General features: G+C 41.1%; 9 protein-coding genes. 3 read left to right on the top strand and 6 right to left on the bottom strand.

Going from position 1 to position 12,701, the window contains the following annotated elements:
- Positions 1-5 precede the first annotated feature (5 nt).
- Together P2W82_RS13835 and P2W82_RS13830 are read left to right on the top strand one after the other, a co-directional pair.
- Positions 6-1,283 carry a homocysteine S-methyltransferase family protein gene (locus tag P2W82_RS13835; RefSeq protein ID WP_336516492.1) on the top strand — a complete coding sequence of 426 codons (1,278 nt, stop codon included), beginning with the start codon at positions 6-8 and terminating at the stop codon, positions 1,281-1,283.
- Positions 1,284-1,323: 40 nt separating this feature from the next.
- Positions 1,324-2,421 (top strand): Gfo/Idh/MocA family protein, encoded by a 1,098-nt coding sequence (locus P2W82_RS13830; RefSeq protein WP_336516491.1) that lies wholly within the window; start codon positions 1,324-1,326, stop codon positions 2,419-2,421.
- A 578-nt stretch (positions 2,422-2,999) separates the two neighbouring features.
- On the opposite strand, the gene P2W82_RS13825 is transcribed toward P2W82_RS13830, so the two are convergent.
- The 6 genes from P2W82_RS13825 to P2W82_RS13800 all read right to left on the bottom strand — a co-directional run bounded on the left by P2W82_RS13825 (position 3,000) and on the right by P2W82_RS13800 (position 8,688).
- Positions 3,000-3,899, bottom strand: coding sequence for a hypothetical protein (locus tag P2W82_RS13825; protein ID WP_336516490.1), 900 nt, complete (start codon positions 3,897-3,899; stop codon positions 3,000-3,002).
- Between the two features lie 657 nt (positions 3,900-4,556).
- Complete coding sequence (locus P2W82_RS13820) at positions 4,557-6,146, bottom strand: ABC-F family ATP-binding cassette domain-containing protein (protein WP_336516489.1); 1,590 nt, start codon at positions 6,144-6,146, stop codon at positions 4,557-4,559.
- A 136-nt stretch (positions 6,147-6,282) separates the two neighbouring features.
- Positions 6,283-6,711: an rRNA adenine methyltransferase gene (locus tag P2W82_RS13815; protein WP_336516488.1), complete on the bottom strand. Its 429-nt coding sequence runs from the start codon at positions 6,709-6,711 to the stop codon at positions 6,283-6,285.
- Positions 6,712-6,715: 4 nt separating this feature from the next.
- Positions 6,716-7,222 carry a GNAT family N-acetyltransferase gene (locus tag P2W82_RS13810; protein WP_336516487.1) on the bottom strand — a complete coding sequence of 169 codons (507 nt, stop codon included), beginning with the start codon at positions 7,220-7,222 and terminating at the stop codon, positions 6,716-6,718.
- Positions 7,223-7,278: 56 nt separating this feature from the next.
- Positions 7,279-7,476, bottom strand: coding sequence for a YqaE/Pmp3 family membrane protein (locus P2W82_RS13805; RefSeq protein WP_336516486.1), 198 nt, complete (start codon positions 7,474-7,476; stop codon positions 7,279-7,281).
- Positions 7,477-7,701: 225 nt separating this feature from the next.
- On the bottom strand, positions 7,702-8,688 hold the full coding sequence (locus P2W82_RS13800; protein WP_336516485.1) for an alpha/beta fold hydrolase: 987 nt from the start codon (positions 8,686-8,688) through the stop codon (positions 7,702-7,704).
- Positions 8,689-8,826: 138 nt separating this feature from the next.
- On the opposite strand from P2W82_RS13800, the gene P2W82_RS13795 reads away from it, so the two are divergent.
- The gene (locus P2W82_RS13795; RefSeq protein ID WP_336516484.1) at positions 8,827-11,988 is read left to right on the top strand and encodes a S41 family peptidase; all 3,162 of its coding nucleotides are present in this window, start codon (positions 8,827-8,829) and stop codon (positions 11,986-11,988) included.
- The last annotated feature ends 713 nt before the right edge of the window (positions 11,989-12,701 follow it).

Below are 12,701 nucleotides of genomic sequence, written 5' to 3'. Positions count from 1 at the left end.
CAATCATGGAGCATATTTTATCCGAAGCTGGCGAGCGAATCCTCGTACTCGACGGTGCGGTAGGCACGATGATACAACCGTTAATGCTGAAAGAAAATGATTTCAGAAATGAGCAGCTTGCTAATCATCCCACTGAGCTAAAGGGAAACAATGAACTGCTGAACATTACCCGACCTGATCTCATACAGGATATCCATCTGGCTTATATTAAAGCTGGTGCAGACATTATATCTACAAATACGTTTGGCGCAAACAGGATATCACAATACGATTATAAAGTGGCTGGCTATGTTCGGAAAATGAATATCGAAGGTGCAAAGATCGCGAGAAGGGCGATTGCAGAATATACCAGGAACCGTCCTTTTAAAAAGATTTTTATTGCCGGAGCGATAGGCCCAACGACACGGCTGGCATCCATGTCACCAGACATGAATGATACTGGCAAAAGAGCAGTTCATTTTGATGAGCTGGCTGCAGCATATACTGAACAGGCAAATGCGCTGATCGAAGGAGGAATAGATGTTTTCCTGCTGGAAACAGTTACAGACACGCTAAATGTAAAAGCTGCATTATACTCATTGATGCAAGTGTTTGAGACTAACGGTCGAAAGTACCCGATAATGGTATCTGCGACAATTACTGATACCAGTGGAAGAATATTATCGGGTCAGACCATTGAAGCATTCCTGATATCGATTTCTCATGCCCCTCTGCTTTCCGTAGGATTGAATTGTGCTTTAGGTGCCGATGAATTGCGTCCTTACCTGCAAATGCTTAGCAATCAATGTCCGTTTCTTGTAAGTACTCATCCCAATGCCGGATTACCCAATCAGTTTGGAGAATATGATCAGAGTCCGGAAGAATTCGGTGCTTATATGGAAGAGTTTGCAAAAGAGGGATTGCTCAACATAGCCGGGGGTTGTTGCGGAACAACACCTGCACATATTTCTGCAACCGCAGCCGCTGTAAAAAATATTAAACCCAGGAAAATTCCGTTATCTAATCTCTTTGACCCAACAACTATGACAGACTACAAAACCGTATCCCGAATCAACAGCTGGAAAAAAGATGTTGCTGAGAATGGAACTTCAATTCCAAGTATGAATGAACTCATCACCCTTGTTTCCAGGATAGAAGATGAACAGACTTTTGAAGTCCTGAAACAAACATTCACTGAACAAAAGCATCTTTACCATCCCGAACAGGCAATGTTAATCAATGCACATTTATGGGGCAGGCAACAGCATCTCCGTTCCGTTGCCAGTCTTCACCGCCAGGCATAAGCCACCGGAAATCAGTAACTTACTTCTCTAAACTGATCATATGTACAACAGGTCAAGAAGAGAAGTATTAAAAACACTCGCTGCTGGCGCAGGAAGTTTAATTTTTTCACCCAACAGTCTGCTTGCTGCTACTTCACAGAAAAAACGGCTGGGTGTTGCATTGGTAGGATTGGGATATTATAGCACCGATCTCCTGGCGCCAGCGCTCCAGGATACAAAACATTGTTTTCTCGCCGGTATAGTGACCGGTACTCCTTCCAAGGCAGAAACCTGGAAAAAGAAATACAGTATACCCGATAAGAATATTTATAACTACAGCAATTTCGATTCGATAGCGAACAATCCCGATATCGATGTAGTGTACGTTGTACTGCCGCCGTCAATGCATAAAGAATATGTTGTGAGAGCTGCAAATGCAGGTAAACATGTTTGGTGTGAGAAACCCATGGCGATTTCTGTGAATGAGTGCGAGGCAATGATTTCAGCTTGTAAGCAGAATAAAAGATCGCTGGCCATCGGTTATCGTCTGCAACATGAACCCAATACAAAAGAATACCGGCAGCTTATCAGGGACAAAAAGCTTGGTAACGTAAAATATGTCAATTGTGCTGCGGGCTATCGCGATAACAGAACAGATCACTGGAAGCAGAAAAGGGAAATGGGCGGCGGAGTATTGGGTGATATGGGCGTATATGCTATACAGGGAGCACGCGGCGGCACAGGCATGGAGCCTATCGCAATTATTTCAGCAACAACATCTACAACAAGACCAGAAATCTATAAAAATGGATTGGATGAAACTGTTGTAGCAAAACTTGAATTCCCTGGTGGCGTAATTGCTGACATCAAAACAAGCTTTGGTGAAAACATCAATTTTCTGACTGTCAATTGCGAAAGAGGCGATCTAAAAATGGAACCTTTCTCTGCATATGCCGGCGTACAGGGTTCAAGTCCGCTGGGCGTAATCAATCATCCGTTCAATGTTCCTGCAGAGCAGACTATGCAGATGGACGATGATGCATTAGCGATCATGCAGAATAAGCCAGTAATTGCCCCGGGCGAAGAAGGAATGAGGGATATTCATATTGTACAGTCAATCTACGCTTCTGCGGCAAAAGGGACCAGAGTGAAATTGTGAGGGAGAGTTTATCGTTGTTCGTTATTCGTTGTTCGTTGTTCGTTGATCGTTGATCGTTGATCGTTTGAACACGAACTCCAGCAGTGCTTTTCCTGATTAACCTGCAAGAAGGAGAAACAGAAACATTGAAGAATAAACACTGAAAACGGAATACAGAATTCAGGAAGCATGTTGAACTATGGTGACTGATACTGGCCTTCTATAAACTCCACCCCCAACCTCGACAGTTAAACCTAGCAGGTCTAAGACCTAGCAGGTCTTAGACCTGCTAGGTTTAACACCTTGAAGGTTTAAGAGCTTGCAGGTTTTAAAACCTTGAAGGTTTTAAAACCTGCGAGGTTCAAAAGGTCTCGTCGTTGATTTTCCAATATATAATCAGAATTTTAAACACGTTTTTCAATGAATATGAACACAGATTGAGAATGCTACCACCAACCTGGGAAGTCTAAGACCTCCCAGGTTTAAGAAACCTGCAAGGTCTGAAAGACCTGCCAGGTGTTGACGTACCTATGTCTGGCGCGGACAATTTCCGTTTTCGTCAGGATTCTTGTACCAGCCCGAGCGACCCAAGGGTCCTGCTACTTCACCGCATTATTACTATTTCTTGTGAATTCATCATAAATCCCAAGCAAAATATTATAATCATCCAGCACCCAGTTTCCGGAAGAAGCGCCCCGATAATGACTTTTCTCAAGAACCTTTTCATATTGGGTGTACGCCGCCTGAGCATCTTCAGGACTATAAAATGACTTCTTCCATATTTCGGGAACGATATCGAAAGAATAGATGCCGATCCCACCATTGTAAATTTTTATCGGACCCTGGGAATACGTGAATGATACAACATCCTGCTTTCTTTCAGTTGCGGCATTCAGAATAAGAGCTACATGTTTTAAATAGTTCGTGATTCGTTTTGCCAGTAATGATGAATCTTCCGGTGCGGGGGGCCTGAACCGCCATTCATTATTCTCAGCGTAAAAAGGATCGTCTTTGAAGTTTTTCAGAGGCGCTGATCCCTCAATAAATTTTAATACAACATCATTCTTCTTATCAGTGAAACTCAACAGCCCCCTTCCCTTCAGGTTTTCTTCAAAACTTATCGGGAACACGGATGAATGTCCGTTATCACTATTCAAATGAATAAGTAAATTGCTATTCTCAAGCGTCCATTTTCCTTTTTCAAAAACGCCATTTCCTTTGACAACGGTATAACTGCTATCTTTAAAAAAGTTAAACAGTGCACCAATTTTTACATCGCGTTTAAGCATGGCCAGTTTCGAAAACGAATCATTAACACCGGCTCTGCTGACCTGAACAACATCAAACAATTGCCAGCTCCCGGTTACCAATTTTTCATCAATCGTCTTTTTACTTAAGCAACCTGAGAAAAGCAGCGCCAAAAACAAAGAAGGGAAAGCCAGCAACGAAAAACGCCCTGCACGTAACCGAGAATAAAATCCAATATAGTTTTTCCTCATAAATTCCAACTGATTCACATTTATTGAAGCGATAAATATAGATTGAATTTTCAGAACAATCAATCGTTTATGAATTACTGGAATTCTCACCAAGCATGGCCCCAAATCGTCAGTAACCCTGGTGGAAGACCAATTATTTCCTTCAATAAAACGGTGAAGAATCCAAGGCAGTTTTCAACTTAATGTTGCCTGAATTTTATCATGGTCGGCTCCAGTAATGCACATAAGTATTGAAGAGAAAATAAGCAGCTATCGGAGATTGAAAAAATCCATTATTATTTTCCTGCGGGATTTCGCAACAGCTGTAATTCTCTATCTTCCATTTCTCTCCGGGACACTTTCAGTTCATCGTGGTGTTCTTTGAGCCATTCAAATAACCATCCTTGCTGATTTTGGCAAACGGATATTTTCCTGATGAATTCTTAGAAAGTGAAACTATTTTTTTATTCCATTTTTCACCTTGATAAACCGGTTCAGCGTTTGCCATTAAATATATCGCATCACATGGGCATCACAACGAAAAATGTAACGTTAGCCATCGACACATCAGAAAAAACAAACTATTAGGTGAGAAAAGACTAAACCAGTGTCCATCTTCCCATCCATTATCTCTAAATTATTATTACCCTGGTCAAACCAAATTGTAAACGCAAACTTTCATGTCAATGCTATTGTTCGCTGTATTCCGATATCGTTCAAAAAATATTCATCGTGTGAAACAACGATCAGTGTTCCTTTGTACTCATTGATCGCCTTTGATAGTATTTCCAGATTTTGCAGATCCAGGTTATTCGTTGGCTCGTCGAGAATAATGATATCCGGTGATTGAATCGCCATTGTCAGACAGCATAATATCAATCTCATTCTTTCGCCACCGCTGAGCGAAGAACATGATTTATTCCAAAATTCTTTACCCAATAAAAATCTACTCAGCCGGATGTTGATTTCATGTTCCAGCAATCCGGCATGGTTAAATTTCACCGCTTGCTGAAAAACAGTCAGATCTTTATTGATAAGCGAATACTCCTGGTCAATACAAATTATTTCCGTCGCAGCATTGACGATATTTCCAACGTCAGGTTTAATATCACCTCTGATAATACTGATCAACGTCGTTTTCCCTGAACCGTTATCACCACTGATGGCAATCCTTTCTCCTGCGGTTATTATGAAATTCAATGGATCGCACCACATCCAGATATCATCATAAGAGTGATTCATGTTTTCAGCCTTTACCAACACTTTATTTCTATGGATATAAGAATCAGTTAACCCAATCTTCATCTGATCGTTGGCAGGGATATTGCTTGTTAATTCATTTACCTCTTTCTGCAAAGCACTTCTTTTTTCTTCATGTGTACCTTTCAATTTCGCCGCGGTTTTCTCGGCATTGTTTCTCAATGTATTCATCATAATCGTTGGCACTCCGGACCTGGCTTGTTTACTTTTTCCGCGTGCGTTGAGTTTGTACTGTCTTTCAGATGCCTCCCGCTCCGTGGCTTTCGCTTTTCGCAATGCTTTTTCCTTCTCCTTTAACTCATCCCTGTATGCGGATCGTTCAATCTTTTTTTGTTCTGAATAAAATTGGTAATTGCCACCATAAACTTTTACTCCTTGAGAAGAAAGTTCTAAAGTAGTACTAACAAGATTCAACAGTTTACGATCATGACTAACCAACAACAAAGAATGCTGCCAATTGGTGATCATATTCTGCAGTTGCCGAAGCGCAGAATAATCGAGATGATTACCAGGTTCATCGAGTAAAATCAATTCAGGTTGATGAATATCGATGCCGGCAAGAAATACTTTTGTTTTCTGGCCACCACTCAATGTCGAAAATTTTCTTTCCATTTTGATATCATCGAGTCGCCAATGTTGTAACGCCTGATTACAACGTTCTTCGATCATCCAATCGTCTGCCAGCTCATCCAACCAATGCTCTGCAACATTACCTTCTGTAATTGCATTCAGCGCCTGGAGTTTTTTATCGACACGCAAAGCCTGTGCAACAGTTAGGTTATTGTACTGACCAAACAACTGCGGAACAAGCCAGGGTACCACTGACGTTTTTATAATACCTGAAGAAGATTCGAGTTCACCGGAAATAATTTTCAGAAGCGTGGATTTGCCGGAGCCATTATTGCCCATGAGCGACATCTTTGCTTCGGCATTGATATTTAAATTGATTCCGTTAAAAATTAAATTTTTGTCGGGATGGGAATACACCAAATCCCTAATGGAGATCACAGCCATTTAATTTCTTATTTGAGTGAATAAAAAAGGAACCGCCGGCGGCAGCTAACGTAACAAAATCAAAAAGAAATTAAATTCTACATGGAGCCATTTCTATTGCAGAGGGCAAATATACAAAAAATTGCATTGATCATTTATCATAAGTCCGCTCCATGGCATGGGTGATGCCAGATCTGATCATTCTTCCATAGCCATCATCAGGAAGAAATTGCTGAAAAGATGAAGCAGAATGATAAGCCCTTTTTGCCGATCCGATATCTTCCAGCTGTTCATAACCTTTACCGATATTTAAATAAAGCGAAGGCAACCATTGCCTTACATATTCTTCGCCGGTCTTAAGTGCAAACCGGAGTGATACCAGATCCCATTTCAATTTTTCTTCAACAGAATTTTGTTGCCTGGCCAGATAATGCGCGGCTACAAATTTTTCAAAATCATTTTCCGATTCATCCCATGCCTTTTGAAACAGATTCCGCGCCAGTAAAGGATCGCCAGCTGCTTCTGCTGACATTCCTTCTGCACAGAGCCTGTTGATTTTATTCTCAGGATTGAAATCCATAGGATCAAAAAAACTTAAGTTTCCAATTGTATTGCGTATCTGTTTTACCTGTTCTTACAAAATTGTTTTTTGCTAGAATGGAAATTGAAGCGCGATTATCTTTGTCGCAACTGGCAATGATTGCTGAAACACCGCTTTGGTTCCTGGCCCAGGCAATGATGGCGCCTACCATTTCTGTCATATACCCTCTGCCGCGGAATTCCTCATGCGTACCATATCCTATTTCAATGTTGCCTTCAGCATCAGGTTCACCCGTAATGCAAACCTCACCGACCATCGCACGATCATTTTTTGAAATGCCGGTCCACAGCGTACAGAACAAATAATTTTTTGAAGGATCAGCGACATTTGGAAGAATGGTTTGCTCAAATGCTTCAAGCAATTCAGGTGAAATTTTTCGCATTGACATTTTCAGATTCAACTCCTCTTCGAGTGAATTGTCTGCCTTCAGATATTTTAAGAGTTGATTATAATTCAACGGTTTTATAATCAATCGTTCAGTTTCTAACAACGTTAATTTTTTTGACGAAAATAAGAACTGCAGGGGCAAACTGCGACGAATAAATTCTACCGGGTTCTCATTGCCCTTATCAGCCGATCGTTTCTTCTGTCAGCGCGGGCATTCTGTAGTGAAATAACTGCCCATACTGCGGCAGGGATCCATCCGATCAAAGTGATCTGGAGAATAAGACAGATGATGCCGGTAAGAATTCTGCCCCGGAGTAAAAAAGAGAGAAACGGGAAAAATATCGCAATCAGCGTCATTGATGCCAGTTTTATGAACGAAAAATTAGGAATTAATTTCTTAAAAATCCTTTAATAGAACTACCGCTCATAAAACAAGAACGAAGGAAGAATGGAAAAAAGTCTGTTCTTCGAATTACGTACATCGAATCAGAGAACATTATTTAATCTCTGGCCAGGTAGCTGAATGCGCCTGGTAAAGCGATCACCCGAACCTGAAAACCACGGTTCCGATGTATAAGCTTACTAGTTCTTCAAAAATGCCATCAACGGCTGTGCAAAACGCTCGAACGCTTCGATATGTGGGAGATGACCTAATCCATCCAATTCGACAAGTACCGAGCCGGCAATAAGATCGCGTGTTTTTTTCCCGAGTTCATTGTACAGACCCATTTTTGATTGCAGTTCTTTGGGGGCGCGATCTTTCCCAATCGCCGTACGGTCACGTGTTCCGATGATCAGCAATGTTTTGCAACGTAGATTCTGAAACTCATATACTACCGGTTGGGTGTAAATCATATCTGATGTTAACGCCGCATTCCAGGCGACCATTGGATAATCCCGGTGAAGCGTCCAGCCTGCGAGTAAATTGAGCCAGCGATCATATTCCGGCTTCCATTGGTTATCGTAATAAAAGCGAAGCTGGTAATTTTTATAGGATTGTAATGTATTTTTAAGCTCGGCAGCATAGGAAGAATCGATGGATTGATACGGCGTGAAAAGTTTGTAATCCTCCAGGCCGATGGGGTTTACCAGCACCAGTTTTGAAATCATATCCGGATACATCAGCGCCAATCTTGTTGCGAGCATTCCTCCCATTGAATGGCCGACAACAATTATTTTTCTTATCTCTAAACTATCCAGTATCTCTTTGGTGTTAAGCGCCAGCTGTTGAAAACTATAATCATAATACACGGGTTTTGTTGATTTACCAAAGCCGATCTGATCCGGAACAATAACACGATATCCAGCAGCCTTGAGAAAATTGATTGTCTCTTCCCAATAAGCTCCGTTGAAATTCTTTCCGTGAAGGAGCAAAACAGTTTCGGCATTGGCCGGGGATGGTTTTACATCCATAAAAGCCATCGCCAATTGCTGTCGCTGTGAAGTAAATTTATGGTAACTAACCTCGAACGGATACTTCACTGTACTGAGGTCCTTATCGAGAGGAACCTGACCACAAACAGCAAGAGCGAGAAACAAGAAAACCGGAATTAAAATCTTTCTGATCATAACGCTGCTTTTGTAAGAATTAAAGTATGCAAAAACCGTACACCTGTATTCTTAGCCAGTTATCCTTCCCTTCAGATAAAAAACCCCTGCCATCACCTTTTCTTGTGTAAATTGGCCGATTCAAAAAATGTCAGATTCATGAAGAATTTCTTTTCAGTAGTTACAGGATTGATTTTAGTTTTTCAGGTTACGGCACAGCATACCGAGCCCTATTTTCTTTCACAGCCGGCCCTTACTCCTGATGCCAAAACAGTGATTTTCTGTTTTGAAGGAGATCTCTGGCGTAGCGATATCGCTACTGGTCAGTCTTTCCGTCTCACGGCAATGCAGGGTTATGAGACCAACCCCAAAGTTTCACCTGACGGAAAATGGATTGCATTTACCGGTAGACAATATGGTAACGCCGACGTGTACCTGATGCCGGTTAACGGCGGAGAAATCAAACAGATTACCTATTATAGTGGCGGGGATGAACTGAGCAGCTGGGGATGGGATTCAAATACGATCTATTTCACCAGTGGAAGAATGGGACAGCAGGCGGGTTTTACCGTAGATATGAATGGAGGTACACCGCGTCGCGTTTTTGGAAATTACTTTTTTCAATACGATCATAACCTGGTAGAACATCCGACCAACGGCGAAATATTTTTCAATGACACCTGGGAAAGCAGTAACCAGGCATCGCGCAAACGATATAAAGGGGCATTCAACCCGGAAATTCAATCTTATCATCCAAAGACAAAAAAGTTTAAACAGTACACTCACTGGGAAGGAAAAGATTTCGGAACAACGATTGATAAAAACGGGAATATCTACTTTATATCTGATGAAAGCAATGGTGAGTACAACCTGTACACTATCGATAACGGGAAAAAATCAGCACTTACTAAATTCAATACTTCAATAAAATCCCCTTCGGTAAATGCCGCGGGAGGAAAGATTGTTTTTGAAAAAGATTACCAGTTATGGATCTATGATGTTGCAGGCAAAAAGGCAGATAAACTCAATGTGTCCATTTTCCGCAACAGTACACTGGGTAAAGAAAAAGACTTTGACGTAAAAGGAAATATCAGCGCTTTCGATGTATCACCCGATGGTAAAAAGCTGGCATTTATTTCCAGGGGAGAACTATTTGTAAGTGATATTGAGGGCAAATTCATTCAACAGCTATCTAAGGGTTCAGCGGAAAGGGCTTCTGAAATAAAATGGTTAACGGATAACAAAACGCTTTTATTCAACCAGACTAAAGACGGGTTTCTGAACTGGTATACGATCGTAGTAAATAATCCGGAAGCACCAAAGCCATTAACAACTGATAAGCAGAATAACCGTTCGATTGCACTAAACAAAAAAAGAACGATGGCCGTTTATCTCAGTGGAATAAACGAGGTGCGGTTGATTGATCTGAAAACGCTAAAAAGCGAAACGATAGCGAAAGAAGAAATCTGGGGTTTCCAGAACAGCACGCCTGGATTTTCCCCTAATGATGAGTATGTTTTCTTTACCGCTAGAAAAAATTTCGAACAGGATATTTTCCTGTATAATATCAGAGACAAAAAATCTTTCAACCTCACGAATACAGGCATAACAGAAGCCGATCCGCTTTGGTCGCCCGATGGAAAATATATTTTCTTTGAATCTTCAAGATTGAAACCTTATTATCCTTTTGGTTTGCAAAATCCAAGGGTGTATCGCCTCGCACTGGACAAAATTGACGAACCTTATCGGATGGACAAATTCAATGAACTGTTTAAGGAAACTTCACCGGCTGACTCTTCGAAAAAAGATACTGAGAAAAAAGATACTGCAAAAAAGGTTACACCGGCTCCGATGGCTAACATCAATATTGATATGGAGAATATTATGGAGCGCATGGAATCAATAAGCCCGTCGTTTGGCTCACAGTACCTGGCTTTTGTAACAGCGAAAGCGGATAAAACCACAGTGTTATATTTCAGTGATCATGCGGAAGGAAAAGGTGCTTTATGGAAAACTGTTATCGAACCTTTTGAAAATAATAAAACGGAAAAGATTGCCGGTACTGATAATGCCTTTGGGTTTGATATTGTTGAAGTGAGCGATCAGTTCTATATTTTATCAAATGGAAATATCAGTAAACTGAATCTTGCGGCCAACAAGCTTGATCCTATCAGCACCAGTTACACTTTCCGTCGTAACCTGCAGGAAGAGTTCAGGCAGATATTTGAAGAAACCTGGAGCCAGGTACAGGAAAATTATTATGATGATAAGTTCCACGGTATCGACTGGTCGAAGACACGAGAGCAGTATATCCGCTTTACGCCTTATCTGACTAACCGCGGTGATCTCAGAACATTGCTGAATGATATGCTGGGAGAACTCAACTCATCGCACCAGGGTTTCTATACCGGTGGTAATGATGAAAGCATAAGTCTTCAAAACTCTACCATGGAAACCGGGATTATTTTCGATAATGACGAACCCTACAAAGTAAGTTACGTTGCAAAAAGAAGTAATGCTGATAAAAAATCAATTGATGTAAAACCGGGTGATGTCTTGATAAAAGTGAATAACAAAGAGGTTGACAAGAAAATGGATCGGTATTATTATTTCACACGTCCTTCCATGGACAAAGAGTTGAAACTAACATTCCTGCGTGACGGAAAAAATATCGATGTGAAAGTTCATCCGCAGTTTTCGGTCTATAACAATTTGTATGATCAATGGATTGATGATAACCAGAAGCGTGTTGATGAGAAAAGTAATAAGAAAATCGCCTATGCCCATATGAAAAACATGGGGCAGTTTGAGTTGGAGAATTTCCTTATCGACATGACGAAAGAACTGAATGATCGTGATGCATTGATTCTCGACTTACGTTACAATACCGGTGGAAATGTGCATGATGAAGTTATCAAATTCCTGAGTCAGAAATCTTACCTGCAATGGAAGTATCGTGAAGGTCAGTTGACACGCCAGGGCAATTTCACACCGAGCGACAAACCGATTATCTTATTAATAAATGAACAATCGCTGAGTGATGCGGAGATGACTGCTCAGGGATTCAAACAACTGAAGTTGGGAAAGATCATTGGTAATGAGACTTACCGCTGGATCATATTCACCAGCGGTGCGGGATTGGTTGACGGATCGTTTGTTCGTTTGCCTGGTTGGGGATGTTATAGTCTTGATGGTAAAGATCTCGAGATGACGGGTGTGGCTCCCGATGTAAAAGTGGTCAATACTTTTGAAGATAAATTGAATGGGAAGGATCCGCAATTGGATGCGGCGATTGAAGACATCATGAAGCGATTGAAATAGTGACAGATAGGACGGGGCCGCGATTATTCAGGTTGAGTTTTGAAACACTGCCGTGAATCACCTGTTTTGAGCTGTTATTTTCTCTTTCAATTATGATTATTTGCACTTGGAACAGGTTGATCGGTAATATTATTTTCGTATCGTCTTATACATGTGTGATTCCTGATCATCAGCGGATACTGATGAAAGATGTTAGCTAACATCCGCTGCGGTGGATGGATATGGCTGGTGGACTTGGGCGCGCTCAGAAAAATCTGCCATATCCACCGCCAAAAACGGTGGTGGAGGCGGGGGAGGGCAAGCGGGGAGGGCCCAGGATTTTGGTTGCCGGAGAGCTTTTTTTTAATTTCTGGAGATACTTTTAGACAAGAATCAATTGTTTGCATTTTTTAAGTCAAGCTGATTTATAGTTTTCTTACATCATCCCCCTTTACCATACGAATTAACAATTCATTATTCCTCAGATTACAACTCGCCGTATTACAAGTGAAAAATGAGAAATTAATTTTAAAAAATTAAGCAAGGAGAAATGACCTTTTCATTTTAAATAATCGGCACAAACTATCACATTACCTCAACTTAATTAATGTGTCTCTCCTGCCCCTTTCACTTTTCAACAATACCTATAACATAGATTCAGATCATCGGCCATTCGAAAAATCTCCAATGGTTCTTACTGGCATCGTCTGGTTCCTGCACGAAATCAATTGAGT

This window comes from Pollutibacter soli (genome assembly GCA_029269725.1).
GTDB lineage: Bacteria > Bacteroidota > Bacteroidia > Chitinophagales > Chitinophagaceae > Pollutibacter > Pollutibacter soli.
The sequence above is the reverse complement of the archived record's forward strand: the minus strand, read 5'-3'. Positions and strand labels throughout refer to the sequence as shown.

Bases quoted from the DNA above. Each gene is read 5' to 3' on its own strand.
- P2W82_RS13835 (WP_336516492.1), top strand. From the start codon at position 6: ATGGAGCATATTTTATCCGAAGCTGGCGAGCGAATCCTCGTACTCGAC.
- P2W82_RS13830 (WP_336516491.1), top strand. From the start codon at position 1,324: ATGTACAACAGGTCAAGAAGAGAAGTATTAAAAACACTCGCTGCTGGC.
- P2W82_RS13825 (WP_336516490.1), bottom strand. From the start codon at position 3,899: ATGAGGAAAAACTATATTGGATTTTATTCTCGGTTACGTGCAGGGCGT.
- P2W82_RS13815 (WP_336516488.1), bottom strand. From the start codon at position 6,711: ATGGATTTCAATCCTGAGAATAAAATCAACAGGCTCTGTGCAGAAGGA.
- P2W82_RS13805 (WP_336516486.1), bottom strand. From the start codon at position 7,476: ATGACGCTGATTGCGATATTTTTCCCGTTTCTCTCTTTTTTACTCCGG.
- P2W82_RS13800 (WP_336516485.1), bottom strand. From the start codon at position 8,688: ATGATCAGAAAGATTTTAATTCCGGTTTTCTTGTTTCTCGCTCTTGCT.
- P2W82_RS13795 (WP_336516484.1), top strand. From the start codon at position 8,827: ATGAAGAATTTCTTTTCAGTAGTTACAGGATTGATTTTAGTTTTTCAG.